The 23,871-nt window shown below is 62.9% G+C and carries 24 protein-coding genes, 1 tRNA gene and 1 riboswitch; of the genes, 13 read left to right on the forward strand and 12 right to left on the reverse strand.

Annotation, left to right across the window (positions count from 1 at the left end):
- The first annotated feature begins 54 nt into the window (after positions 1-54).
- From pstC to phoB, 5 genes are read left to right on the forward strand one after another with little or no spacing between them, the layout of a single operon-like run.
- Entirely contained in the window at positions 55-1,515 is a 1,461-nt protein-coding gene (gene pstC, locus DFR48_RS06760) for a phosphate ABC transporter permease subunit PstC (protein ID WP_114362429.1), read from the forward strand.
- Positions 1,512-2,867, forward strand: a complete 1,356-nt coding sequence (gene pstA / locus DFR48_RS06765) for a phosphate ABC transporter permease PstA (RefSeq protein WP_114362430.1) — start codon at positions 1,512-1,514, stop codon at positions 2,865-2,867. The genes pstC and pstA overlap by 4 nt, the downstream gene beginning before the upstream one ends.
- A gap of 32 nt (positions 2,868-2,899) precedes the next feature.
- On the forward strand, positions 2,900-3,688 hold the full coding sequence (gene pstB, locus DFR48_RS06770) for a phosphate ABC transporter ATP-binding protein PstB (protein ID WP_170141829.1): 789 nt from the start codon (positions 2,900-2,902) through the stop codon (positions 3,686-3,688).
- Positions 3,689-3,732: 44 nt separating this feature from the next.
- Complete coding sequence (gene phoU, locus DFR48_RS06775) at positions 3,733-4,446, forward strand: phosphate signaling complex protein PhoU (protein WP_112685504.1); 714 nt, start codon at positions 3,733-3,735, stop codon at positions 4,444-4,446.
- Between the two features lie 25 nt (positions 4,447-4,471).
- Positions 4,472-5,155 carry a phosphate regulon transcriptional regulator PhoB gene (gene phoB / locus DFR48_RS06780; protein ID WP_112685502.1) on the forward strand — a complete coding sequence of 228 codons (684 nt, stop codon included), beginning with the start codon at positions 4,472-4,474 and terminating at the stop codon, positions 5,153-5,155.
- Between the two features lie 68 nt (positions 5,156-5,223).
- Here the strand turns inward: phoB and DFR48_RS06785 are convergent, their stop codons facing one another.
- On the reverse strand, positions 5,224-5,748 hold the full coding sequence (locus DFR48_RS06785; protein WP_114362432.1) for a GcrA family cell cycle regulator: 525 nt from the start codon (positions 5,746-5,748) through the stop codon (positions 5,224-5,226).
- A 422-nt stretch (positions 5,749-6,170) separates the two neighbouring features.
- On the opposite strand from DFR48_RS06785, the gene DFR48_RS06790 reads away from it, so the two are divergent.
- From DFR48_RS06790 to DFR48_RS06800, 3 genes are all read left to right on the forward strand, one after another.
- The gene (locus DFR48_RS06790) at positions 6,171-7,376 is read left to right on the forward strand and encodes an aspartate aminotransferase family protein (protein ID WP_114362433.1); all 1,206 of its coding nucleotides are present in this window, start codon (positions 6,171-6,173) and stop codon (positions 7,374-7,376) included.
- Between the two features lie 27 nt (positions 7,377-7,403).
- Entirely contained in the window at positions 7,404-8,321 is a 918-nt protein-coding gene (gene argF, locus DFR48_RS06795) for an ornithine carbamoyltransferase (RefSeq protein WP_114362434.1), read from the forward strand.
- Between the two features lie 124 nt (positions 8,322-8,445).
- Positions 8,446-9,435 (forward strand): Hsp33 family molecular chaperone, encoded by a 990-nt coding sequence (locus tag DFR48_RS06800; protein ID WP_114362435.1) that lies wholly within the window; start codon positions 8,446-8,448, stop codon positions 9,433-9,435.
- Between the two features lie 71 nt (positions 9,436-9,506).
- On the opposite strand, the gene apaG is transcribed toward DFR48_RS06800, so the two are convergent.
- Together apaG and DFR48_RS06810 are read right to left on the reverse strand one after the other, a co-directional pair.
- Positions 9,507-9,899, reverse strand: a complete 393-nt coding sequence (gene apaG, locus DFR48_RS06805) for a Co2+/Mg2+ efflux protein ApaG (RefSeq protein ID WP_112685492.1) — start codon at positions 9,897-9,899, stop codon at positions 9,507-9,509.
- A gap of 193 nt (positions 9,900-10,092) precedes the next feature.
- A complete protein-coding gene (locus tag DFR48_RS06810; protein WP_114362436.1) occupies positions 10,093-11,277 on the reverse strand; it encodes an O-succinylhomoserine sulfhydrylase in 1,185 nt (394 codons plus the stop codon).
- A 47-nt stretch (positions 11,278-11,324) separates the two neighbouring features.
- A riboswitch (SAM riboswitch) is annotated at positions 11,325-11,403 on the reverse strand.
- 73 nt (positions 11,404-11,476) lie between these two features.
- Between DFR48_RS06810 and DFR48_RS06815 the strand changes: the two genes are divergently transcribed.
- Positions 11,477-12,574: a 2'-deoxycytidine 5'-triphosphate deaminase gene (locus DFR48_RS06815; protein WP_114362437.1), complete on the forward strand. Its 1,098-nt coding sequence runs from the start codon at positions 11,477-11,479 to the stop codon at positions 12,572-12,574.
- Here DFR48_RS06815 and DFR48_RS06820 read toward each other — a convergent pair.
- Positions 12,542-13,351, reverse strand: coding sequence for an ion transporter (locus tag DFR48_RS06820; protein WP_114362438.1), 810 nt, complete (start codon positions 13,349-13,351; stop codon positions 12,542-12,544). The genes DFR48_RS06815 and DFR48_RS06820 overlap by 33 nt on opposite strands.
- Positions 13,352-13,499: 148 nt before the next feature.
- On the opposite strand from DFR48_RS06820, the gene DFR48_RS06825 reads away from it, so the two are divergent.
- Positions 13,500-13,573 (forward strand) — tRNA-Gly (locus DFR48_RS06825).
- A gap of 9 nt (positions 13,574-13,582) precedes the next feature.
- Here DFR48_RS06825 and DFR48_RS06830 read toward each other — a convergent pair.
- Positions 13,583-14,821 (reverse strand): MFS transporter, encoded by a 1,239-nt coding sequence (locus DFR48_RS06830; protein WP_114362439.1) that lies wholly within the window; start codon positions 14,819-14,821, stop codon positions 13,583-13,585.
- Between the two features lie 75 nt (positions 14,822-14,896).
- Positions 14,897-16,885 carry a glycosyltransferase family 2 protein gene (locus tag DFR48_RS06835; protein WP_114362440.1) on the reverse strand — a complete coding sequence of 663 codons (1,989 nt, stop codon included), beginning with the start codon at positions 16,883-16,885 and terminating at the stop codon, positions 14,897-14,899.
- A gap of 58 nt (positions 16,886-16,943) precedes the next feature.
- Here DFR48_RS06835 and DFR48_RS06840 point away from each other — a divergent pair, with 58 nt between their 5' ends.
- Entirely contained in the window at positions 16,944-17,819 is an 876-nt protein-coding gene (locus DFR48_RS06840) for a transporter substrate-binding domain-containing protein (RefSeq protein ID WP_114362441.1), read from the forward strand.
- A 16-nt stretch (positions 17,820-17,835) separates the two neighbouring features.
- On the opposite strand, the gene DFR48_RS06845 is transcribed toward DFR48_RS06840, so the two are convergent.
- From DFR48_RS06845 to DFR48_RS06865, 5 genes are all read right to left on the reverse strand, one after another.
- A complete protein-coding gene (locus tag DFR48_RS06845) occupies positions 17,836-18,249 on the reverse strand; it encodes a tellurite resistance TerB family protein (protein ID WP_114362442.1) in 414 nt (137 codons plus the stop codon).
- A gap of 54 nt (positions 18,250-18,303) precedes the next feature.
- A complete protein-coding gene (locus DFR48_RS06850; protein ID WP_114362443.1) occupies positions 18,304-18,978 on the reverse strand; it encodes a thermonuclease family protein in 675 nt (224 codons plus the stop codon).
- 13 nt (positions 18,979-18,991) lie between these two features.
- Entirely contained in the window at positions 18,992-19,657 is a 666-nt protein-coding gene (locus DFR48_RS06855; protein WP_112685474.1) for a S24 family peptidase, read from the reverse strand.
- Between the two features lie 161 nt (positions 19,658-19,818).
- Entirely contained in the window at positions 19,819-20,463 is a 645-nt protein-coding gene (locus DFR48_RS06860; protein ID WP_114362444.1) for a response regulator transcription factor, read from the reverse strand.
- Positions 20,464-20,553: 90 nt separating this feature from the next.
- Complete coding sequence (locus DFR48_RS06865) at positions 20,554-20,988, reverse strand: hypothetical protein (RefSeq protein WP_114362445.1); 435 nt, start codon at positions 20,986-20,988, stop codon at positions 20,554-20,556.
- 113 nt (positions 20,989-21,101) lie between these two features.
- Between DFR48_RS06865 and DFR48_RS06870 the strand changes: the two genes are divergently transcribed.
- Both DFR48_RS06870 and DFR48_RS06875 read left to right on the forward strand, forming a co-directional pair.
- Complete coding sequence (locus DFR48_RS06870) at positions 21,102-21,449, forward strand: DUF952 domain-containing protein (RefSeq protein WP_114362446.1); 348 nt, start codon at positions 21,102-21,104, stop codon at positions 21,447-21,449.
- Positions 21,446-22,534 carry a quinone-dependent dihydroorotate dehydrogenase gene (locus DFR48_RS06875; protein ID WP_114362447.1) on the forward strand — a complete coding sequence of 363 codons (1,089 nt, stop codon included), beginning with the start codon at positions 21,446-21,448 and terminating at the stop codon, positions 22,532-22,534. Before DFR48_RS06870 ends, DFR48_RS06875 begins: the two co-directional genes overlap by 4 nt.
- Here the strand turns inward: DFR48_RS06875 and DFR48_RS06880 are convergent.
- Positions 22,510-23,853: an MATE family efflux transporter gene (locus DFR48_RS06880; RefSeq protein WP_245415541.1), complete on the reverse strand. Its 1,344-nt coding sequence runs from the start codon at positions 23,851-23,853 to the stop codon at positions 22,510-22,512. The genes DFR48_RS06875 and DFR48_RS06880 overlap by 25 nt on opposite strands.
- Positions 23,854-23,871: the final 18 nt, after the last annotated feature.

The raw sequence follows: 23,871 nt of genomic DNA on the forward strand, positions 1-23,871 counted from the left end.
GGTGGCGCGGTGATCGCGCCACCGGTCTTGCTCTTTCTGGAGGTTGCTGGCGAGATGAGTCCGGGCATCATTATCCTTGTCGTGGCGGCGATTTCCTTCGTCGGCTATTTTCTCGGTCGGCGACATGCGATGGATCTCGCGGCGAAGGGTGGTGTCAGACTCCATTCTCTTCCCGGCTATTATGGGCAGACCGTCGCACTCTTTGCGGCCCTCCCCGCCCTGATCGTGCTTATCGCATGGCTGGTCGTGCAGCCTCTCCTCATCGAAACGCGCGTCACCGGCATGATCCCGGACAGCGCTATCCCCGAAGGTGGCGCGCGTAGCCTCGTCATGGCCGACGTTCGCCGGATCGCAGACGGTCTTGATGCGGTGCTCGCACGCGGTGGGATGAGCGAGAGCGAGCTTTCGCAGATGCGTGCGGATGTCTCCAACGTACGGACTCTTCTGGCCGAAGTCGGCGTGGCGCTGGGCAGCGACGTGCCGCCGCCGGTATTCGAAGCGGCGAAGACCTATCGTCAGATCGCGAAGACCGGCACCATCGTCACCGGCACCTTGGCCCTTGCATTGTCGATAGGCTTTGCTCTCTGGGCGTATCGCCGCATCACGCCGGATCTGCGCGCCCGAAACATCAGCGAGCGATTCGTGCGCGCCGTGCTTGTTTCGGCGTCGACGATCGCCATTCTCACGACGATCGGCATCATCGCCTCGCTGTTCTTCGAGACCTATTCCTTCTTCAGGATTTATTCGGCGCAGGACTTCTTCTTCTCGACTGTCTGGAATCCGCAATTTCGTGGCGGTTCGGAACTCGGTGTCCTGCCGCTGCTCTGGGGCACCTTCTACATTTCCCTCGTGGCGCTCGTCGTTGCCGTTCCGCTTGGCCTGATGATTGCGATCTACCTTGCCGAATATGCCGCGCCCTCCGTGCGAAGCGTGGTGAAACCCGCAATCGAGGTCCTCGCCGGCATCCCGACGATCGTCTACGGCCTCTTCGCGCTTGTCACCGTCGGACCGTTTCTGCGCGACTGGATCGCACAGCCTCTCGGCCTCGGAACTTCGTCGTCTTCGGTGCTGACGGCGGGCATCGTCATGGGCATTATGATCATACCGTTCGTGAGTTCGCTGTCCGACGACATTATCAACGCTGTTCCGCAGGCGCTACGCGACGGCTCCTACGCTCTCGGCGCCACGCAGTCCGAAACGGTGAAGCAGGTCGTCTTTCCGGCCGCTCTGCCCGGGATCGTCGGTGCCGTATTGCTGGCCGCAAGCCGCGCGATCGGCGAGACCATGATCGTGGTGCTCGGCGCGGGTGCCGTCGCCAGACTGTCGCTCAACCCTTTCGAGGCAATGACGACGGTCACCGTGAAGATCGTCAGCCAGCTCACGGGTGACACGGAATTCGCAAGTCCCGAGACGCTGGTCGCCTTCGCCCTCGGTCTCACCCTTTTCGTCCTGACACTTGGGCTGAATGTGCTGGCCCTCTACATCGTGCGCAAATACCGGGAGCAGTACGAATGACCGACGTTTCCGCATTCGGCGCCTCGTCCGCTGAATCCCGTAGCAAGTCGCTGTTTGCTGCCGACGCACGAACCCGCCGACGCAATGCCGCCGAAGCGCGTTTCCGCATGATGGGCCGCATCGCCGTTGTCATCGGCATCGTCGCCCTTATCGGGCTGCTTGCGTCGATCCTGTCGAACGGCCTGTCTTCCTTCCAGCAGACATATGTCTCCCTCGACATCTTCCTCGACCCCGTGAAGCTGGACAAGGCGGGCGACCGCAATCCGGAGGCGATCGCCAAGGTGTCGACCTTCGGTTATGCGCCGCTGATCCAGAAAGCTCTTCAGGATGCGATGACCGAGAAGGGCATCGCCGGTGACGGGGTCAGTGCCAAGACCGCCGCGGAACTGATCTCCAAGGAGGCGCCGGCCGATTTGCGCAGGTTCGTTCTCGCCGATCCCTCGGCCATCGGTCGGACCGTCCGCTTCGATCTTCTCGCTGCGGGGCGAATCGACGGCTACTACAAGGGGCGCGTGACGATGGAGAGCGCCAAGCTCGACCGCAACATTTCGCCCGAGCAGTTGGCGTTGGCGGACAGGCTGAAGGAAGCAGGCATCCTGACGACCAACTTCAACTGGTCCTTCTTTACGGCACCGGACGCCTCGGACACGCGTCCGGAGGCAGCGGGTCTCGGCGTCGCCATCATCGGCTCCGCCTACATGATGCTCATCGTCTTCGTGCTCTCGTTGCCGCTCGGCGTCGCAGCCTCGATCTATCTCGAGGAATTCGCGCCGCAGAACAAGTTCACCGACCTCATCGAGGTGAATATCGCCAATCTCGCAGCGGTACCCTCCATCGTGTTCGGCATTCTGGGGCTCGCGGTTCTCATAAACTTCGTTGGATTGCCGCAGTCGGCGCCGGTTGTGGGTGGCCTGGTACTGACGCTGATGACGCTGCCGACCATTATCATTGCCACACGTGCTGCGCTCAAGGCGGTGCCGCCGTCGATCCGCGACGCAGCACTCGGCGTCGGCGCCTCGAAGATGCAGGCGACGTTCCATCATGTACTGCCGCTTGCCATGCCTGGCATTCTTACAGGAACGATCATCGGACTGGCGCGCGCGCTCGGAGAGACCGCTCCCTTGCTGCTCATCGGCATGGTCGCGTTCGTGCGCGAATTTCCGGCCGCCCCGCCCGAGGGATTTTTCGATCCGGCCTCGGCTCTCCCCGTGCAGATCTACAACTGGACGCAGCGCGGTGACCCCGCCTTCGTGGAGCGCGCATCCGGTGCGATCATCGTGCTCCTCGTATTCCTCCTGATGATGAACCTGATCGCGATCATTCTTCGCCGCCGTTTCGAGCGCCGTTGGTAAGAGGGCTGACAATGAGTAACATGCCGACCACAATGACGATCACGACGAAGGCTGCAACAATGAGTGAAGCGAAGATCTCGGCCCGGAAGGTCCAGGTGTTCTACGGCGATAAGCACGCCATCAAGGACGTGGAGATCGAGATTCCGCCGCGTTCGGTCACCGCTTTCATCGGTCCGTCCGGCTGTGGCAAATCGACATTCCTGCGCTGTCTCAACCGCATGAACGACACGATCGCCAACTGCCGGGTCGAGGGGCACATCTCCATCGACGGCGAGAACATCTACGATCCCAAGGTGGACCCGGTTCAGCTGCGCGCCAAGGTCGGCATGGTGTTCCAGAAGCCGAACCCGTTCCCGAAGTCCATCTACGAAAACGTCGCCTACGGACCGCGCATCCACGGGCTTGCTCGCAAGAAATCGGATCTGGACGACATCGTCTCGTCGGCGCTGCAGAAAGCCGGCCTCTGGAACGAGGTGAAGGATCGCCTCGACGCTCCTGGCACAGGTCTGTCGGGTGGCCAGCAGCAGCGTCTGTGCATCGCCCGCGCCGTCGCCGTCAGTCCCGAGGTCATCCTGATGGACGAGCCCTGCTCGGCACTCGATCCGATCGCGACGGCAAAGGTGGAGGAACTCATTCACGAACTTCGCGCGAACTACACCATCGTGATCGTCACGCATTCGATGCAGCAGGCGGCGCGCGTGTCGCAGCGCACGGCCATGTTCCATCTCGGCGAACTCGTCGAGGAAAACGACACCGACAAGATGTTCACCAATCCCGACGATCAGCGCACGCAGGACTATATCATGGGCCGCTTCGGTTGACGCCCCGTCCAACCGCGCAGACGCACTCATTCGAGGATCACGACATGTCATCGACCCATATCTACTCCGCCTTCGACGAGGAACTGAAATACCTGATGCGCCGCATCTCCGAGATGGGTGGCCTCGCCGAGCAGATGGTGGGCGACAGCGTCCGCGCTCTGGTCCACGGGGACGCTGCGCTGGCGCACAAGGTGATTTCCGACGACGTCATCATGGACGCAGCCGAACGCGAAATCGGTGACAAGGCCGTCATCACGATCGCCCGTCGCCAACCCGTCGCCAGCGACCTTCGCGAGATCATCGGCGCGCTGAAGATCGCCAGCGACCTGGAGCGGGTCGGCGATCTCGGCAAGAACAACGCCAAGCGGGCAATGGCGGTGCAGAGCGCGGGCATCCCGCGCAAGCTCGCTCGCGGCATCGAGCACCTCTCCGAGCTTGCGCTCGTGCAGCTGAAGGAAGTCCTGGACGTCTACTCGACGCGTTCGGCGGAGAAGGCGAAGTCCGTCCGCGATCGCGACGACGAGATCGATGCTGTCTATACCTCCCTGTTCCGGGAGTTGCTGACCTACATGATGGAAGATCCCCGCAACATCACGAGCTGCACGCATCTTCTCTTCTGCGCCAAGAACCTCGAGCGGATCGGCGACCACGCCACCAACATCGCCGAGACCATCTACTACATGACCACGGGGGCCCAGCCCGAAGGCGAGCGTCCGAAGGAAGACCTGACGACGGACGTCGGCGCGGTCACCGAATGATGCCGCTGCAGAGGATAAGCAAGCGATGCAGCCAAGGATAGTGGTAGTCGAAGACGAGGAGGCGCTGAGCGTACTCCTTCGTTACAATCTGGAAGCCGAAGGTTACGAGGTGGAGACGATTTTGCGCGGCGACGAAGCAGAGCTGCGCCTCCAGGAAAGGGTTCCGGACCTCCTGCTTCTGGACTGGATGCTGCCGGGCGTCTCGGGGATCGAACTCTGCCGCAGGCTGCGTATGCGACCGGAGACCGAACGCCTGCCTGTCATCATGCTGACGGCGCGCGGCGAGGAGAGCGAACGCGTGCGCGGCCTGGCCACGGGCGCCGACGATTACGTCGTCAAGCCGTTTTCGACGCCGGAGCTGATGGCGCGCGTCAAGGCGATGCTGCGGCGTGCCCGTCCCGAAATGCTCTCGAGCGTTCTTCGCTGCGGCGACATTGAACTCGACAGGGAAACCCACCGGGTCCATCGCAAGAGCCGCGAGGTCCGCCTCGGGCCGACGGAATTCCGACTGCTGGAATTCCTGATGACGTCGCCGGGCCGTGTCTTCTCCCGTTCGCAGCTGCTGGATGGCGTCTGGGGACACGACATCTACGTCGACGAACGTACTGTCGACGTCCACGTCGGACGTCTGCGCAAGGCGCTCAACTTCTCGAACATGCAGGATGTCATCCGCACCGTGCGCGGCGCCGGATACTCGATGGAAGCCTGATTTCCAATTACATCACGCACAAAAAAAACGGGCCGCGCGGCCCGTTTTCGTTTTCTCCGGCCAGAAGCTTACCGGTCCGCCTTGCGGCGCTCGGAGACCGGCTGATAGGCGAGCTTGGCGTGATACTTGCAGTACGGCGAGGAATCGAGTGACTCGCAGCCGCAGAAGTGGAACTCGTCGCTCATCGGATCGCCGATCGGCCACTTGCAGGTGCGTTCGGTGAGTTCGGTGAGCCCAAGCCGGCGGGAAATCGGTATCACGACGTTCGAGGCCGGAACGGCGCGGATTTCCTCCAGGGCATCGATCTGGCCCTCTTCCTTCAGCATCGCTCCGCCTACCGGACGGGCGTTTGCGCGGGCGGGGACGCGCGCAGCAAAGTTTGAGGGACGAGGGGCCGGTGCCGGACGTTTCGGCGTACGAGCCGGTGCCGTGCCGCCGCCGGACTTCGCGCGTCCGGGCAGGTTGAGGCGATGCACCTTGCCGATCACCGCATTTCTGCTGACGCCGCCGAGCTGCGCGGCGATCTGGCTTGCGCTCAGGCCTTCAGCCCAGAGCCTCTTGAGTTTTTCGACGCGCTCATCTGTCCAGTTCATGCCATTATCTCCGCCATCGCGATATTAACGGCAGAATCCGTCTCCGTTGCTTCGGACGAATCCGAAACAAGACTTCCTCGATACTTTCGGTGACTACTTCTGCCGCATGCAATCTTTTAATGTAAATTTAACCTAGTGTGGCGCTGACTCCGTGACAAGAGTCGGACGAATCAAGCGGAATCGATTTTCAAGTTTTCCCCAACTTGCTGGCTTTCGCCGGCCGCGAGAATCAAAGCTGTGAACGGCGCTCGCGCATCACAAAAATCCTTTGCGTGTCGCAGTTTTGTTGACAGCACAGCGGGAAATGCCGATAGTGCCACCCGCCGCCGAAAGGCGGCATTTTTGATTTTTCCGGGGACTTTTCTGCGGGACGCCGGAAGGTCCGTGTTCACATCGATCGGTTGCGAAGGAGCTGTTCCACCATGGCTGAAGCCACGCCGCTTTACGAAACCTACCTGCGCGCGCCTCTGCGTTTCGAGCGCGGCGAAGGGGTTTGGCTTATCGCGGAAAATGGTGAGCGATTTCTCGATTTCGCGGCCGGCGTCGCAGTGAACGCGCTCGGGCATGCCCACCCGCATCTCGTCGATGCGTTGAAGGCGCAGGCCGAAAAGGTCTGGCACCTGTCGAACCTCTACGAGGTTCCAGGCCAGGAAACGCTCGGCAAGCGGCTGACGGAGGCGACCTTCGCCGACAAGGTGTTCTTCACCAACTCGGGCGCCGAGGCGCTGGAATGCGCGATCAAGACCGCGCGCCGCTATCACTTCTCGAAGGGGCACCCGGAAAAGTTCCACATCATCACCTTCGAAGGTGCCTTCCACGGCCGCACGCTTGCGACGATCGCCGCAGGAGGGCAGGCGAAGTACCTCGAAGGTTTTGGACCCAAGGCACCGGGCTTCGACCAGATACCCTTCGGCGACATCGAGGCGGTGAAGGAGGCGATTACCGAGAACACGGCCGCGATCCTTATCGAGCCGGTGCAGGGCGAAGGCGGCATCCGTACTGCGTCCAACGAGTTCCTGCGGGCACTTCGCCAGCTCTGCGACGACAAGGGGCTTCTCCTGATCCTCGATGAAGTTCAGTCGGGTGTCGGTCGCACGGGTAAGCTCTTTGCCTATGAGTGGGCGGGCATCACGCCCGACATCATGGCCGTTGCCAAGGGCATCGGCGGCGGCTTTCCGCTGGGCGCCTGCCTTGCCACGGCGGAAGCTGCTTCCGGAATGAAGGCCGGCACGCACGGTTCCACCTACGGCGGCAATCCGCTGGCGATGGCCGTCGGCAATGCCGTACTCGACGTCATTCTCGCCGATGGTTTTCTGGAGCATGTGCGCGACGTGGCGCTGGTCTTCCGGCAGGGACTGGCGGCACTCCATGACCGCTTCCCCGATGTCGTCGAGGAGATCCGCGGCGAAGGCCTGATGCTCGGCATCAAGGCGAAGGTACCGAACGCGGAATTGCTGCAGGCAATGCGCGCCGAGCACATTCTCGGTGTCCCGGCCGGTGACAACGTCATTCGTCTTCTGCCGCCGCTCATCACGACCGCCGAAGAAGCGCGCGAGGGCCTCTCGCGGATCGAGCGCGCGGCCGAGCGGGTCCATGGCGCCCACGAAAAGCAGGCGGCGCAAGCCTAAGCAGCAGAAATTCAGACAGGTTTCCCAATGGCATCTCCGAAGCATTTCCTCGACCTCTCGGCCGTTTCGTCCGCCGACTTGCGTACCATCATGGATGACGCCCGCGCTCGAAAGCAGGCGACAAAGGCTGGGACGGCGGACAAGCCGCTTGCCGGCAAGATGCTTGCGATGATCTTCGAGAAACCGTCGACGCGCACGCGCGTGTCCTTCGACGTCGGCATGCGCCAGCTCGGTGGTGAGACACTCTTCCTTTCGGGCACGGAAATGCAGCTCGGCCGTGCGGAAACGATCGGTGACACCGCAAAGGTCCTTTCGCGTTACGTGGATGCGATCATGATCCGCACGACCGATCATTCGCGTCTCCTGGAGATGGCAGAGCATGCGACTGTTCCCGTCATCAACGCGCTGACCGACAGCACGCACCCCTGCCAGATCATGGCCGACGTCATGACCTTCGAGGAGCATCGCGGTCCGGTAAAGGGCAAGACGCTCGCCTGGACCGGCGACGGCAACAATGTCCTGCATTCTCTCGTCGAGGGCGCCGCCCGCTTCGGTTACCGCATGAACATGGCCGTGCCGCTCGGGTCCGAGCCGGATGACAAGTACCTCAACTGGGCCCGCGACAACGGCGGCGAAGTCATGCTTTGCCACGAGGCGGAGCGTGCCGTGGAAGGTGCTGACGCCGTCATTACCGATACCTGGATTTCGATGAACCAGGAGCACAAGGCCAGGGGGCACAACGTCTTCCAGCCCTATCAGGTGAACGGGGCGCTGATGGCGCACGCAAAGCCCGACGCCCTCTTCATGCATTGCCTGCCCGCGCATCGTGGCGAGGAGGTCACCGACGAGGTGATCGACGGCCCGCAGTCCGTCGTGTTCGACGAGGCGGAAAACCGGCTGCACGCACAGAAGTCGATCCTCGCCTGGTGCCTTGGTGCGATCTGACGTCGCTTGCCCGGGTTTGCAGCCTCCGGCTTGATCTTCTCGCCAAGCGACCCCATGTGAGCGGTAAATTGGGGGCCTATGCACCCCCCGGAAGTCAAGCGCCTGCGGCGCAAGGAGTACAATAATGGCAGACAGGGCCACTGAACTCGGCGAATTCGGTTTCGCCGGCGATGACCGCGTTGTTCCGTTCCAGGTGGAAGGGCTCGACGTGCGCGGCCGGGCTGTGCAACTCGGCCCGCTGGTCAATACCATTCTCGCCCGGCACGACTATCCGGCTCCCGTCGCCCGCCTTCTGGCAGAGGCGATGGTCCTCACCGTGCTGATCGGTACTTCGCTCAAGTTCGAGGGCAAGTTTACCGTCCAGACGAAGGGTAACGGGCCGGTGGATCTGCTGGTCGTCGACTTCTCGACGCCGCAGGACGTGCGCGCCTATGCTCGCTTCGACGAGGATGCGCTGAAGGCCGCGGTCGAGGAGGGCAGGACGTCCCCCGAGGCCCTGCTCGGCGAAGGCGTGCTCGCATTCACCATCGATCAGGGCAGCTTCATGCAGCCTTATCAGGGGATCGTGCCCCTCGACGGTACCTCGCTCGAGGAAATCGCCGGGGTCTACTTCCGTCAGTCGGAACAGATTCCGACGCGGGTGCGCCTCGGCGTCGCCGAGTTCTTCGATCGCGACGAGGACGGACATCCCCGCCGCGGTTGGCGGGCCGGGGGGCTCATGGCCCAGTTCCTGCCGGAAGCGCCGGAGCGGATGCGTCAGCGGGATCTGCACGGCGGTGACGGAGACGAAGGCGGGCATGTCTTCTCTGAGGATGATGCCTGGTCGGAAGCGCAGGTGCTGGTCGACACGGTCGACACGGATGAGCTTACCGATCCGCAGATCGGCATAGAGCGGCTGCTGTTTCGCCTCTTCCATGAACGCGGTGTGCGGGTTTACAAGCCACAGCCGGTTTTCGACCGGTGCAGCTGCTCGCGGGAGAAGGTGAAGGGCGTCCTGAAGAGCTTTTCCGATGAGGAGATCGAGCAGAGCCAGGAAGACGGCGCGATCACCGTCACGTGCGAATTTTGCTCGACCACCTATCGCTATGAAGCGGCCGAGGTTCGCGAAGGCTGAAATTGATGACGGCACCGTCCAGACTGGCGGTGCCGTTTTTCATTGCGGTTGGGTACTGGGTCCACCCGACCTCAGTTGAGGACCCGCAACATGCCCGGCGCGTCCAGAGAGAAGGCCGGGATCGCGACCTCGAAGAGGTCACCCTCCTCAGTCTCCATCTGGTAGTGGCCGAACATGACGCCTGACGGTGTGTCGAGAGGGCAGCCCGAGGAATATTCGTAGGTATCGCCTGGCTGCAGGTGCGGTTGCTCGCCGACGACGCCCGGCCCGGTGACTTCGTCGACCTGGCCGTTTTGATCGGTGATGTGCCAGTAGCGATTCACCAGTCGAACCGACCTGTCGGAGTGATTGGTGATTGCCACCCGATAACCCCAGACATATCGTCCGTCGTCCGGATCGGATTGCTCCTCCAGATAGTAAGGCTCGACACTGACTTCGATATCCCGCGTCAGGGCTCGATACATAGGGTTGACCTTCTTTATGTCTTGCTAACCATATCTATCAGCTCGCCGCACCGGTCAAGGAATGCGGATGCGCCGAGCAGGCAAAGTGTCGCGACTTTGTCAAATTAGTCCTAACGGGGAGGCCGTGACATCCGTTGCGTCGATACGGTTGCCCGACGCGCGCGGCGCCGGGCAGCAGGGCGTGAAAGGTGGTTCAGGCCGGAACCTTGCGGAGCGCCTGCGCGAAGTCTTCCAGCAGGTCCTGGGTGTCCTCGATGCCGCAGGAAAGGCGCACCGTGCCCCCGGACATGCCGAGTTCGGCGCGTGCCTCGTCGGTCAGGTTCTTGTGCGTCGTGGTGGCCGGATGGGTGATCAGGCTCTTGGCGTCGCCGAGATTGTTGGAAATCTTGACGATGTCCAGCGCGTTTTGCAGCTTGAAGGCCGCGTCCTTGCCGCCCTTCATTTCGAAGGCGACCAGCGTCGAGCCACCGGTCATCTGCTTGGCGACGATGTCGGCCTGCGGATGGTCGGCACGGCCCGGATAGATCACCTTGGCGACCTGCGGCTGCTCGGCCAGGAAGTCGGCGATCGCCGAGGCATTCGCCGTCTGCTGCTTGACGCGCAGCGGCAGTGTCTCGACGCCTTTCAGCAGCGTCCAGGCATTGAACGGCGACATGGCCGGGCCGGTGTGGCGGAAATAGTCCTGCAGGTTCTCGGTGATCCAGTCCTTCGACGAGAGCACGACGCCACCGAGGCAGCGGCCCTGTCCGTCGATATGCTTGGTGGCCGAATAGACGACGACATGGGCGCCGAGTTCGAGCGGCTTCTGGAAGAGGGGGGTGGCGAAGACATTGTCGACGATGAGCGTGGCGCCGACCTGGTTGGCCAGCTTGGCCACGCCGGCGATGTCGACCACTTCGAGCGTCGGGTTGGTCGGGCTTTCGAGGAACATCACCCTGGTGTTCGGGCGGATCGCCGCCTCCCAGTTCTTCAGGTCCCGACCGTCCACCAGCGTGCATTCCACGCCATAGCGCGGCGCAAGTGTGTCGACGACATAGCGACACGAACCGAACAGGGCGCGGGCGGCGACGATATGGTCACCGGCCTTCACCTGGCACAGCACGGCGGCCGCAACGGCGGCCATGCCCGAGGCCATGGCGCGGGCGTCTTCGGCGCCTTCCAGCAGGCACATGCGCTTTTCGAACATGTCGTTGGTCGGGCTGCCGTAGCGAGCGTAGATGTAGCCGTCGTCCTCGCCCTTGAAGCGGGCTTCGGCCGCTTCCGAGCTTTCGTAGACGAAGCCCTGGGTCAGGAAGATTGCTTCCGACGTTTCGCCGTAGGGCGAGCGGAGAGTTCCACCATGGACGAGTTGGGTTGCCGGACGCCAGTTCTTGCTCATGCCTTTCAGCCTTTCAAACACAAAAAAACCGGTCGCGACATCGGACCGGTTTCTAGCACCCGGTCTCTTTAGCCATTTGTTTAACGTGGCTGCAAGCCGACCGGCCAAATCACCACGGGATAAGCTTGCCATACGCCGATCCCGGGCTTGCGTCAATTCCTCGACTTTGGTTTTGTCGGGCCAAACGGGATGAGACAAGATGACAAGGACCACGGGTATCCTGGCGGATCGCGCCATCGACGCGCTGTTCGCTGAAGGCCGGCTGAAAAGCGAGGCGCCCCTCGACGCCGACCAGGTGCAACCGGCAAGCCTCGACCTGCGCCTCGGCTCGAAGGCGTTGCGTGTTCGTGCGAGCTTCATGCCTGGTCGCGAGCACAAGGTCGCCGACAAGCTCGAACGCCTGACGCTGCACGAGATCGATCTTGAGAACGGGGCCGTGCTGGAGACAGGCTGCGTCTACATCGTGCCGCTGATGGAAAGCCTCGACCTGCCGCAGGACATGTCGGCCTCGGCCAATCCCAAGAGCTCGACCGGACGGCTCGACATATTCACCCGCGTGATGGTCGATCACGCCCAGGAGTTCGACAAGATTCCCGCCGGCTACCGCGGGCCTCTCTATCTCGAGATCAGCCCGCGGACGTTCCCGGTCATCGTCCGGCGCGGATCGCGCCTGTCTCAGATCAGGTTCCGCGTCGGCCACTCGCTGCTGAGCGACACCGAACTGCTCGATCTGCACAAGGCGGAGACGCTCGTTGCGAGTGAGGTCCCGAATGTCTCGGGTGGTGGCATCGCGCTGTCGATCGATCTGAAGGGCAGTGGTCCCGACGGCTTGATCGGCTATCGCGGCAAGCATCATACGTCCGTGATCGACGTCGACCGCAAGGCGGCCCATGATGTGCTCGATTTCTGGGAACCGCTCTACAGCCGCGGGCGCGACGAACTGATCCTCGATCCGGACGAGTTCTACATCCTCGTTTCTCGGGAGGCCGTCCACGTGCCGCCGCTCTTCGCGGCGGAGATGACTCCCTATGATCCTCTCGTCGGTGAATTCCGCGTGCACTATGCGGGCTTCTTCGATCCGGGCTTTGGTCATGCCGGTGCAGGCGGTGCCGGCAGCCGCGCCGTGCTCGAAGTCCGCAGCCACGAGGTGCCGTTCATCCTGGAACATGGACAGGTGATCGGGCGGTTGGTTTACGAGCACATGCAGGAGCGTCCGGCAGGCCTGTATGGCACCGGCCTTGGCTCCAGCTACCAGGCGCAGGGACTAAAGCTGTCCAAGCATTTCCGGGTTGGCTGACGCGCGCCGTAACGCCGCGACTTCACTTCGCAGTTCTCTCAGTTCCGCAAGGATGAGATCCTGGCTCTCCTTGAGGTCTTCCTGGTCCCCTGCGCTCGGAATCTCATGCTCGGCCTGCATGGACGAGACGATGATCCCGATGAAGAGATTGAGGACCGTGAAGGACGTCGCGACGATGAACGGGATGAAGAAGACCCAGGCGAGTGGGTGAAGCGCCATCACCGGACGCACGACGTCGCCGGTCCAGCCTTCGAGCGTCATGACCTGGAAAAGCGTGAAGGCGGACTTGCCGATATTGCCGAAAAGCTCAGGAAAATCCGTGGCGAACAGCTTCGTTGCGGCGACCGAGGAGACGTAGAAGACGAGCCCCAGCAGGAGGAAGATCGACCCCATGCCCGGGAGTGCCGAGAAGAGCCCGCCGACGACGCGCCGCATCGAGGGCACGACGGAGATCAGCCGGAAGAGGCGCAGGACGCGCATGGCTCGCAGGATCGAGACCGTTTCCGTCGCCGGAACGATCGAGATGGCGATGACGAGGAGGTCGAAGACCCGCCAGGGGTCGTGGAAGAAGCGGCTGCGGTAAACGGCAAGTCGTGCCAGGATCTCGAGGACGAAGATCGCAAGAAGGGTGTGGTCGATCGCGTAGAGCAGGGATCCGTAGCGAGCCCAGAGGACGGGCGAGGTCTCGAGCCCCAGGGTAAGCGCGTTCAACAGGATCAGGACGGTGATGGCCGTTTCGAAACGGTTCGATTCGAGAAGGCGGCGGAAGAAGGGCATGGTGGCAATCCGGATGTCTGGCAGTCGCCGCCACATTGCCCCGTGAAAGTAAAAACTTGGTGGCTTTGGCGCGTGATAGGCAAAGCGTCGCTGTGCAGGTTCTTCACACTTGACAGACCGGGGGATCTGTTGGATTTGTGCCCCTGTCGCGGGTGTAGCTCAATGGTAGAGCAGCAGCTTCCCAAGCTGAATACGAGGGTTCGATTCCCTTCACCCGCTCCAGCTTCTCCCTTATCCGGCATCGTTCCTTTGTTCCGGGCGTCTTCCGCGTTGCCGGATCTGCAAGGCGGCGAGGCCGAGCAGCGTGCAGAGCGTGAATACGGCACCGCCCAGGAACGTGCCCTCGGCGCCGGCGAGGTCCCATAGGCCACCGGCGATCATGCTCGCCGCAAGCAGCGCCATCCCGGTGATCAGGTTGAACATGCCGAACGCCGTACCGCGCAGTTCGGGTGGGGCGGTATCGGCAACCAGCGCCGAGAGCAGCCCCTGGGTAAACCCCATATGCAAGCCCCAGAGCGTTGCCCCGGCGGCCAGTCCGGCAAAGCCGGAGCTGAATGCCAGGACAATGTCTGCAACAAGCAGCAGGAAAAGCCCGGCCACCAGCAGCGTCATGCGGTTCACCCGGTCCGACAGTGCGCCGACAGGATAGGCGGAAAGCGCGTAGGCAATGTTCATGATCACCATCACCAGCGGAACGAATACAATGGGAAGACCGATGTCCTGCCCCTTGAGCACCAGGAAGGCTTCGCTGAAACGCGCCAGAGTGAAGGCCGTCGCGACCGCGACGATTTTCCAGTAGGCTGCTCCGAGACGAACGAGTTCGGCCCGGCGAAGCGGCATGCGTGCGGTCCGCCGTGCCGCAATGTTTGGCGGCTCTTTCACGGCGAACGTGATGAGGCCGGCCGAGACGAGGGCCGGAACGACGGCGATCCAGAAGACCGCCGTGAAGTTGTCGCTGAAGATCCACATGAAGAGGATGGCGAAGAGCGGCCCCAGCAGCGCACCGAGGGTGTCCAGCGACTGCCTGAGCCCGAAGCTTGCGCCCCGGAGTTCCGGAGATGTGATGTCGGCAACCAGCGCGTCGCGCGGTGCCCCGCGGATGCCCTTGCCAATCCGATCGATAAAGCGCGCAGCAACCAGCCATCCGATACTCGGCGCAAGCGGGAAAATGGGCTTGGTCACCGCCGCGAGGGTGTACCCGAAGGCAGCGAGCAGCTTGCGTTTTCCGAGCCAGTCGCTGAGAGCGCCGGAAAACACCTTGGTAACGGAAGCAGTCGCCTCGGCGATCCCTTCGATGACGCCGACGGTGAGGGTTGATGCTCCGAGCGCGCCGACAAGATAGAGAGGCAGCAGCGCGTGGATCATCTCCGAGGAGACATCCATGAACAGCGAGACGAAACCGATCGTCCAAACGGCACCGGGCACGCGTTTCCACGTTCCCCAGCCGGATTTTGCCTGTTCTTCACTCATGCCGCCCCCTGGTAGCCGGTATGTCGCAGATCACGCCCAGCATTCACGCATCCTGTGTGGCTGTGTCTCTGACAGTCAAGCCTGCCCGCTTTCGGGGTTAACACCGGTGCAGTCGGCTGCAGCCGGGGGAGGGGTGGCCGCCGGCATCGTGACAGGGCGCGGCTCATGTGGCGTCTTGTTCCAGAAGAAAGGTCTCTCCCTCAGTTCGAAGGCGGCACGCCAGGCCGCATAGGAGACCATCATCCAATAGACGGGTATCGCAAGCCAGCGCCAGCCGAGAAGGCGTCGCTCGTATTCGATCATTGCGGAGACGCCGAGCCCGAGAAAAATGCTGTAGCTGCCGAAGATGTTCATCGCGTCGATGCCGAAAAGCAGGTTTTTCAGCGGATGGATGTGTTCGGCGGGGCTCTGAAGCATTGCGATCGCCGAAGTGGTGAAGAAGACGAGGATTGCAGGGTGTCCAAGCGATGAGACCAGCATGCCTCCGATCAGCAGTTGAAAGACGACGAACGCCCCGGTTCCCATCTCGCGGCGGGCACGTCCGGGATCGCGCATCACCACCAGCCACGTTTGCAGCCAGCCCTTGAACCAACGTGTCCTTTGTCCGAGCCAGACCCGCGCTCTGATCGGCGCATCTTCGAATGTGTGCCGGCGGATCGTCTCGGACCGGTAGCCGAGGCGGTAGAGCCGCATGCCGAGGTCGGCGTCCTCGGTGACATTGTATGGGTCCCAACCGCCTGCGGCACGCAGTGCGGCTGTGCGGAAATGATTGGAGGTGCCGCCGAGTGGCAATGGCATGCGATAGCGGGCGAGAAGCGGCAGCAAGCCACGAAAGAGTGCCGCGTATTCGAGCGCGAAGACCGTGCTGATGCAGGATTCACGCATGTTGGTGATGATGAGCGGCGCCTGCAGGCAGGTTACCTCGGGGGCAGCCGTCTGAAAACGGGCATAGGCCTCCTTCAACTGACCCGGATGCGGACGATCTTCGGCATCGTATATTGCGAGATAGTCGCCGCGCGTGCCGGCGAGGGCATAGAGAAGCGCCTTGGGCTTGGTACGCGGTCCGCCTGGCGGTACGACGACGATTTCCATATGCGATCCCGGCCGCAGCTTGCGGATCGCCTCGATGGTCTCGTGGTCGTCCGCCTCGCAAACGAGCTTGATATCCAGCCGGGAGGGAGGCCAGTCGAGTCGCTCCAGGGCAGCGATCAATTGGCCTGCGATCGGCGCTTCGCGATAGAGCGCCACCAGGATCGAGTAGATCGGTAGCGGGCCGTCCGCGATCAGGGCTTCGGGCAGGATATCGCGACCACGAGGATGGAAGAGTGCTCCCAGTCGCAAGACCATTGCTGCGAAGTAGAGAGACGACAGCAGTACGTGAAGCGCCAGTGCGACCGGTCCGGAGGCGAGCAGCAGCGCGGCCACGCCGCCGGTCAGGAATGCGCCGGCGACGAAGCCTTGTCGACCGGTCATGACGATACGGGCCGAATGCTGCGGGGTCTCTTCGAACAGCGCGTTCGAAACGGTCGCGACCCTACGTGCTGCGCCCGCTTGCCAGACGGCTCGGCGAATAGAGGAGGCCGATGCGACAGTCAGCGCTGCCCTGAGGGTCGGATGGTGGACGAACCTCTCGGCGAGGTCTGCAAGGTGACGGGCCTCCGGCGCGATGGCGGTCAACGGCGCTTTGTCCGGGGAATGCAGGCGCAGGAGGGTCGGACGCTGCAGGAGCACATCCAGCGCCGGGCGATCCATGACTTGGTCGGGCGATATTTCCTCCAGGAACGGCAGGCCAAGCAGCCGTGCGATCGCCGCGTAATAGGTCTGCTCATCGACGCTGCCTTCGGCGAGCAGTTCCTGTTCTATAGTGCTTCCGTTTGCGTGTGCCCGCCGTGCCATGCTTTTGATGAAAGGCTTGGAGAAGCCGAGTTGGCGCAGTGCCCGCGCCTCGGTCTGGAAGGCATGCGAAACACCGGCGTCAGCGGCGGCCTTGCCGCCGTCTGGACGCGCAGTCACCACCCGACGGGTGGCGCCGTTCGGCTCCCCTCGGTATTCCCCGGCCTGCATGCTTCTGATAAACCGTCATCGACCGATGACGTCCCAGCCTGTCCCGGAATGGATCATAATGGTACACGCAAAAGTTTCATCCCTGGATTTGAAGGGTGTGCTCGCATTCCTTGTATCGGGTTGTGTTCTGCTATCCTCGGCCATCGTGCCCGCGAGGGTTGCTGCGCAACAGCTGCCGGTACTGTTCGATGCCAACGAGCGGCTACCGCGTCCTGATCTGTCGACATTGCTGCGGCTGCGCTTCCTGACCACCACAGATTTTCCGCCGTTCAACTTTGCCGACCAGACGGGACGTCTTGCCGGTTTCCACGTAGAGCTCGCCCGTGAAATCTGCTCGGAACTCGCCATCGAGGCCAAGTGCCAGATTCAGGCGCTGCCGTATGCCGATCTGGAGAAAGCTCTCTCGGAAGGGCAGGGGGAGGCGGTTATCGCGGGTGTCGGGGTCACGACGGAGCTCAGGAGGAGCTTCTCGTTTTCGCGCCCCTTCATGCAACTGCCTGCGCGGTTCGTTCGCAACGCCGGCGTCGATATTCCCGGCAACGAGGTTGCGAGCCTTGCCGGTCGCCCGGTCGGCGTGGTGAAGGGTACGGCGCACGAGGCCATGCTGAAGGCTTTCTTCCCTGATGTTCGTTCGACCGGCTTTGCAGATCGCGGTGCGATGTTGCAGGCACTGAAGGAAAAGAAGGTGGACGCCGTCTTTGCCGATGCGCTGCAACTGTCCTTCTGGACGGCGGGTGAGGCTTCCGGCCATTGCTGCACGATGATGGACGGCGCCTACGTCTCGGAAAAATTCCTCGGCGAGGGGCTGACGATCATGCTGAGGCAGGACGAGGGGGCGTTGACCGCCGCCATAGATAGCGCGCTTGCCGCGATTTCTCGCGACGGACGGTTGCAGGAAATCTATCTGCGCTATTTCCCCAACAGCCTCTACTGACGGCGGCAGCGGATCCTCAGGCGGGGCGATAGCGGGCGATCGCGCTGTGCTCGATCGCCGCGCAGGTGAGCTTGTCCAGCGTCAGCCGGTCACGCAGCATTTGGAGCAGCCGGATTTCTTCCGGGCGGATGCAGAGGTCGACCGCCATGATTTCGACGGCGAGTGCATAGGCGGTATCATAGCTGCGGGGCGGAACGGTATCCCTGACCACTTCCAGCGCGATATCCAGCCCTTCTGGCCCGGCGAGGATATCGGCGCAACGCTGCGACACCTCGATCAGCCGTTCCTTGTCGAAATCCTTGAAGATAGGCAGGACGTCGATCAACTGACCGATGCGGCCGAGCTCTTTGTCGTTCATCGCATTGTCGACGGCGGAAGCCATTACCATGACGAAAATCAGGGCTTCCTGGGTGGTCAGGCGCTTGCTCATGTTCGGAAGAAACCTCGTTGTTTTTCCGTAGAGTAGGCGCGCCATGGATGGGATTCAAGGCTGGTCGTTCGGCCCGTCGCGCGGATCGTCGCCGAAAATGCCGCGCCGGTCTGTCCGGGCAGCGGCGCTCAGTTCCGCGAGGACCGATCCGGGTTCGGCTTCCGCCCAGCCGTTGCGCACGAGCCAGGCGCCGATGTCTGTCCCGCCGACGCGGCAAACGGTCACCAGCATGTCCTTCTCATTCGCCCCAGTCTGATCGCAGGCGACGGTACGGTTGCGGATCAGCATGCGCTGCTGCGTGCGTGCCACCACACCGCACGGCCAGGGTGCGCCGCCTCCGGAGGGACAGCGCCGTCCGACCGCGGTTGGCATGACTCCTGCCAGTCTCACGCGCCGGCCGCGCGCCGCGAGCAAGCCCGCGGCGCCTGACCAGGGGCGTTGCAGGAGGACAATTTCCACCTTTTCCTCGTCTTCTCCGCCGAGGGGTGGCCGGGGCGCTATGCGTTCCAGCGCCTCACCGGGTCCCTCTGTCGGGGAAGCGAATTGTCCGGGGCTGATCGCCCGGACGCGCCGGCGCTCGACGACGGGCGCGGGCGCCTTTGGCCGGGTGACGGCGGTTTCCGTTTCCGGCGGGGGAAGGACGGGTCGCAGGCGGGCGCCGGCAATCACCAGGGCCGAGCCCCAGGCGAGGATCACGACACCGCTTGCAATCACCGCCGCACGACGCATACCTGAAACGGTCTCACTGGCTAGCCCAGATGATCCGGGCGATCCATTCGACGTCGGCCATGTCGAAGCTGCGATTGGGGTGTTCGGGGTTGAGCGAAAGAAGTTCGATCGATTTTGCCGTCTGGCGTGCCAGCACCTTGGCCATGACCTCGCCTTCGCGGGTCTTGACCACCACGCGGTCGCCCCGGCGTACCTGGGCGCCCGGTTCGACGATCAACACGTCGCCGTCCCGGTAGAGCGGCAGCATGCTGTCACCCTGGATTTCGAGGGCGTAGACGCCTGCCTTGCGATCCGGTGACGCGGGGAACTCGACGAGGTCCCAGCCCTGGCCTGCCGGAAATCCGCCGTCGTCGAAAAAGCCGCCTGCGCCGGCCTGTGCAAAGCCGATCAGCGGAATGGCGCCGGGTGTCGCCGGCAGTGCACCCTGGGCCACGCTCACGCGCCCGTCGTTCGGTTGCATGTAGCTCATGAACTGGTCGATGCTGGCTCCGGTCGCCTCAAGCACCTTCGCGATGGATTCGGTCGATGGCCAGCGCATGCGTCCGTCGGCGGCGACACGTTTCGATTTGTTGAACGATGTGGGGTCGAGGCCCGCCCGTCTGGCGAGGCCGGAGGGCGTCAGTTGATTGCGCTCCGCCAGCTTGTCGATCGCGCTCCAGATACTGTCATGCGATAGCATCGTCGCTCATGCTCCAGAGGGGAAACGGACAAAAACGGACCTTCCGCTCGGTCCGGATTTTATTCAAGCTGACCGCCGGAGTAAAGAGCAAAAGAGGAATAAAATCCTCTTCTGCGACTACGATCCTGGCGAGTGTGCGCCGGACGTAGACGTTTTGTGTGTCAGGCGACCATGGCCATGTTGATCTTGCCGAGCTGGATCACGGCCTGCGTGCGGCTGTCGACCTTGAGCTTCAGCAGGATTGCCGAGACATGGGCCTTGATGGTTGCCTCGGAGACGCCGAGTTCGTAGGCGATCTGCTTGTTGAGCAGGCCTTCGGCGAGCATACCGAGCACGCGACTCTGTTGTGGCGTCAGCGTACGCAGCCGGGCAATGAGATCGGCGACGTCCGGATCCTCCTGCCCGCCCTGATAGAAGGCCGGCGTCCAGATGTCACCCCTGAGCACGGTCTGGATGGCGGTTCGGATATCGTCGATGCCCGAAGACTTGGAGATGAAACCGGAAGCGCCGAGTTCTAGAGACCGGCGGATGGTGGTCTGGTCGTCGCTCGCCGATACGATGACGATCGGAAGATTGGGGAATTCGGCCCTGAGCGCCATCAGTCCGGAAAAACCGCTGACACCCGGCATGGCGAGGTCGAGCAGCAGCAGATCGGCGTCCGGATGCTGCGACGCGGCCTTGCGAGCAGCCTCAAAATCACCCGCCTCGATGACCGTCTTCTTCCCTTCCATGCCGTCGACGGCCTGCCTGAGGGCTCCTCGGAAAAGCGGATGATCGTCTGCGATGATGATGGTGAGTGCTGTCATTGCTCGCTCCCTCCCAAGAGCGCCCGATACGCCTGTTGGGCGGTCATTTGTCTTTTAGCGACACCTGACAATATATACAATAGTCTAGCGTCAGGTGTGATCGGGCGCTGGCCCGGTCTTTTCTTCCTTACTCTTGAACTCCTCAACCAGGCCGAAGAAACTGCGCATGAAGCGTTCCATTATGCCGATCGATCGCTCGACTTCCTCGTCGGAAGGCAGCTCTTCCCGCTGACGGCCGGCGAGCGGCTGCCCGGCGGCCAGGGCCGCTTCAAGGGCCTCGACCCGCTTTTCCAGCCGGCCGAGATCCTCTTCGTAGGCCGCGCGCTCGTCGGCTGCCATCCGGCAGATCAGTGCGCCATCCTGTTCGCGACAGAGCGTCATGGCGCCGGTCCGGGTGTCCAGTCGCACGAAGGCGTCTCCCGACTTCTCAAGCCGGAAGCGCCCATCCGCCGCCTCCTCGGCGCTGGCAGGCAGCGGTCCGGTCAAGGCCAACAGGACGGCTGGAACGACAAGCTGGAATTTCATCGTTTTTCTCCAAAAATTACGTGTTCCAGCGGACATTCCCGTATCGCTGCCGTGGACAAAGTGCCCGGTTTGCGGCAAATCGCTCCCAGCGTCGGCCACGGAAGGATGAGCTCGTGCATAGCCTCATATACAAGATAGTACCGCGCGACCTGTGGCAAAAGGCGGAAGCCGACGGTATTTTCTCCGGTGCGGCGATTGACCTCAAGGACGGTTATATCCACTTCTCGACCGGCGCCCAGGCGCGCGAGACGGCCCGGTTGCACTTCGCCGGGATCGACGGGTTGCTCCTGGTCGCAGTCTCGACCTCCGCGCTCGGTGACAGGTTGAAGTTCGAGCCCTCGCGCGGCGGCGACCTCTTCCCGCACCTCTACGGCGATCTGCCGGTTTCGCTGGTCGCCTGGCAGAAGCCCCTGCCGCTCGGGCCGGACGGCCTCCACATCTTCCCGGAGCTCGTCCGATGACCGGACCTTTCAAGACGCTCGCCCGCCGTGGCCTCTTCCTCTTCGACGGGGAGACGGCACACGGCCTCTCCATCGCCGCCCTGAAGACCGGGTTCGTTCCCGGCTGCCGCGTGCCTGCCGATTCTCGTCTCACCCAGACGGTCGCCGGGATCGTCTTCCCGAACCCGCTCGGCCTCGCCGCCGGCTACGACAAGAATGCCGAGGTACCGGATGCCATCCTCCGTCTCGGCTTCGGCTTCACGGAGGTCGGGACCGTCACGCCGAAGCCGCAGACCGGCAACCCGCGGCCGCGCATCTTCCGCCTGGAGAAGGATGAGGCCGTCATCAACCGCCTCGGCTTCAACAACGAGGGCCATGACGCCGCCTTCGCACGGCTTAGCGCGCGCCGTACGAACGGCATCGTCGGCGTCAATATCGGAGCCAACAAGGACAGCGCCGACCGCGTTGCGGACTACGTCGCCGGTATCCGCCGCTTCTATCCCGTGGCGAGCTATTTCACCGTCAACATCTCCTCTCCGAACACGCCGGGACTGCGCGACCTGCAGGCCCGCGAAAGCCTGGCCGCGCTGTTGTCGGCCGTGCTTGCTGCCCGCGACGACGAGGCGGCGAGGACCGGCAAGCGGCTTTCCGTCTTCCTGAAAATCGCGCCGGATCTCACCGAGGAGGGAATGGACGACATTGCCGCCGAGGTGATGAGCCACAGCCTCGACGGCCTCATCGTCTCCAATACGACCTTGTCGCGTGAAGGCCTGAGCGATCCGCGCCTGGCTGCGGAGGCGGGCGGTCTTTCCGGCAAACCGCTCTTCGCGCGCTCGACGGCGGTTCTTGCAAGAATGCGCAAACGTGTCGGTCCGGCCCTGCCGATCATCGGTGTCGGGGGAGTGTCCTCGGCGGAGACGGCGCTCGAGAAAATTCGTGCAGGAGCCGATCTCGTGCAGCTTTATTCCTGCATGGTCTACGAAGGCCCGGGACTGCCGGGGCGCATCCTGCGCGGCCTGTCGGCGCTGCTCGACCGCGAAGGCGTCGTCTCGATCCGCGACCTGCGCGACAGCGGCCTCGATCAGTGGCTTTCGGTGAAGCTCTGAGCCACCCGCGCCGGCAGGCGAGCAAGTAGCAGTATGCCGCGCAAGGCCAGAAACACGTTGAGCGACAACCAAAGTCCGTGATTGCCGAAAAGCGGCACGAAAAGTGCCAGCGAAAGGCAATATCCGGTGAACGCAAGCAGCATCATGTTGCGCATCTCGCGTGACCAGGTCGCACCGATGTAGACGCCGTCCATCTGGAAGGCCAACGCACCGGTAAGTGCCGTCACCGCGGCCCAGGGCAGATAGTTCGCGGCGATCACCCGAACGTCGGCAGCCGTCGTCATGAAGTCGATGATGGCGTTGCCGAAGATCAGGAAGAAGAGGCAGGAGACCAGCGCCAGCCCGAAGGACCAGAGCGCGGTGAGCCGGATCGCCCGGTCGAAACCTTCGCGGAAGCGGGCGCCGATCGCTCGTCCGACGATCTGCTCGGCGGCATTCGCCATACCGTCGAGATAGAAGCTTGCGATCATGAAGAAGTTCATCAGTACAGCGTTTGCCGCCAAGACGACGGCGCCGAAGCCGGTGCCGATGCGTGTCAGAAGCGTGAAGGCGGCAAGCAACGTGAAGGTCCGGATCATCAGGTCTCGGTTGATCGCGAAGAGCGCCGACAGCTTGGCGCGATCGAATATTTCGGCGACTTTCGGTCCGTCCTTCCGGTCAAAACGCGGAATGATGAGTGCTAGCCCGACGGCGGCGGCCATCCCCTCACCGATCAGTGTGCCCCAGGCGACGCCCGCCACACCCCAGCCGAGGACGAGGCCGAGATAGATCGAAAGGACGATGTTGGTGCCGTTGAGGATCGTCTGCAGCAGAAGTCCGGTCGTGCCGCGGCCGAGTCCCAGAACGAAGCCGAGGATGGTATAATTGGTGAGTGTCAGCGGTCCGGCGAGAATGCGGATCGAGAAGTAGGTCGCCGTTGCCGTGGCGGTCGTGCCGACCGGACCCATCATCCGCAAGCCGACGGAAAGCAGCCACGGCGAGGCGGCGAGAATGACGAGGCCGAGCCCGATGGAAAGAACGAGAGCCCGCCAGAAGACGGCCTGCTGCTCGTGTCTGTCCCCACGGCCGAGGGCCTGCGCCACCAGGGCCGTTGTCGAGGCCCGCAGGAAGCTGACGCTCGAGAAGATGAGGTCGAAGAGAATCGCACCAATCGCAAGACCGGCAAGCGCTGCCGCGTCGCCGGTCCGCCCGACCACCGCGGTATCGGTAAGGCCGAGCAGCGGGGTCGTCAGAAAGCCGAGTGTCATCGGCACCGCGATCGAAAGCACCGTCCTATGGGTGACGTCGAAGCTGTCCCTTGCTCTTGCCGCGATATCCACGCGTCCGTCTCCAGCCGT

Source organism: Ciceribacter lividus (assembly GCF_003337715.1).
Classification (GTDB): domain Bacteria; phylum Pseudomonadota; class Alphaproteobacteria; order Rhizobiales; family Rhizobiaceae; genus Allorhizobium; species Allorhizobium lividum.

Excerpts from the sequence above, each read along its gene's own strand:
- pstC (WP_114362429.1), top strand. The coding sequence starts at position 55 with ATGAGTCCGGGCATCATTATCCTTGTCGTGGCGGCGATTTCCTTCGTC.
- pstA (WP_114362430.1), top strand. The coding sequence starts at position 1,512 with ATGACCGACGTTTCCGCATTCGGCGCCTCGTCCGCTGAATCCCGTAGC.
- pstB (WP_170141829.1), top strand. The coding sequence starts at position 2,900 with ATGACGATCACGACGAAGGCTGCAACAATGAGTGAAGCGAAGATCTCG.
- phoU (WP_112685504.1), top strand. The coding sequence starts at position 3,733 with ATGTCATCGACCCATATCTACTCCGCCTTCGACGAGGAACTGAAATAC.
- phoB (WP_112685502.1), top strand. The coding sequence starts at position 4,472 with ATGCAGCCAAGGATAGTGGTAGTCGAAGACGAGGAGGCGCTGAGCGTA.
- DFR48_RS06785 (WP_114362432.1), bottom strand. The coding sequence starts at position 5,748 with ATGAACTGGACAGATGAGCGCGTCGAAAAACTCAAGAGGCTCTGGGCT.
- DFR48_RS06790 (WP_114362433.1), top strand. The coding sequence starts at position 6,171 with ATGGCTGAAGCCACGCCGCTTTACGAAACCTACCTGCGCGCGCCTCTG.
- argF (WP_114362434.1), top strand. The coding sequence starts at position 7,404 with ATGGCATCTCCGAAGCATTTCCTCGACCTCTCGGCCGTTTCGTCCGCC.
- DFR48_RS06800 (WP_114362435.1), top strand. The coding sequence starts at position 8,446 with ATGGCAGACAGGGCCACTGAACTCGGCGAATTCGGTTTCGCCGGCGAT.
- apaG (WP_112685492.1), bottom strand. The coding sequence starts at position 9,899 with ATGTATCGAGCCCTGACGCGGGATATCGAAGTCAGTGTCGAGCCTTAC.
- DFR48_RS06810 (WP_114362436.1), bottom strand. The coding sequence starts at position 11,277 with ATGAGCAAGAACTGGCGTCCGGCAACCCAACTCGTCCATGGTGGAACT.
- DFR48_RS06815 (WP_114362437.1), top strand. The coding sequence starts at position 11,477 with ATGACAAGGACCACGGGTATCCTGGCGGATCGCGCCATCGACGCGCTG.
- DFR48_RS06820 (WP_114362438.1), bottom strand. The coding sequence starts at position 13,351 with ATGCCCTTCTTCCGCCGCCTTCTCGAATCGAACCGTTTCGAAACGGCC.
- DFR48_RS06830 (WP_114362439.1), bottom strand. The coding sequence starts at position 14,821 with ATGAGTGAAGAACAGGCAAAATCCGGCTGGGGAACGTGGAAACGCGTG.
- DFR48_RS06835 (WP_114362440.1), bottom strand. The coding sequence starts at position 16,885 with ATGCAGGCCGGGGAATACCGAGGGGAGCCGAACGGCGCCACCCGTCGG.
- DFR48_RS06840 (WP_114362441.1), top strand. The coding sequence starts at position 16,944 with ATGGTACACGCAAAAGTTTCATCCCTGGATTTGAAGGGTGTGCTCGCA.
- DFR48_RS06845 (WP_114362442.1), bottom strand. The coding sequence starts at position 18,249 with ATGAGCAAGCGCCTGACCACCCAGGAAGCCCTGATTTTCGTCATGGTA.
- DFR48_RS06850 (WP_114362443.1), bottom strand. The coding sequence starts at position 18,978 with ATGCGTCGTGCGGCGGTGATTGCAAGCGGTGTCGTGATCCTCGCCTGG.
- DFR48_RS06855 (WP_112685474.1), bottom strand. The coding sequence starts at position 19,657 with ATGCTATCGCATGACAGTATCTGGAGCGCGATCGACAAGCTGGCGGAG.
- DFR48_RS06860 (WP_114362444.1), bottom strand. The coding sequence starts at position 20,463 with ATGACAGCACTCACCATCATCATCGCAGACGATCATCCGCTTTTCCGA.
- DFR48_RS06865 (WP_114362445.1), bottom strand. The coding sequence starts at position 20,988 with ATGAAATTCCAGCTTGTCGTTCCAGCCGTCCTGTTGGCCTTGACCGGA.
- DFR48_RS06875 (WP_114362447.1), top strand. The coding sequence starts at position 21,446 with ATGACCGGACCTTTCAAGACGCTCGCCCGCCGTGGCCTCTTCCTCTTC.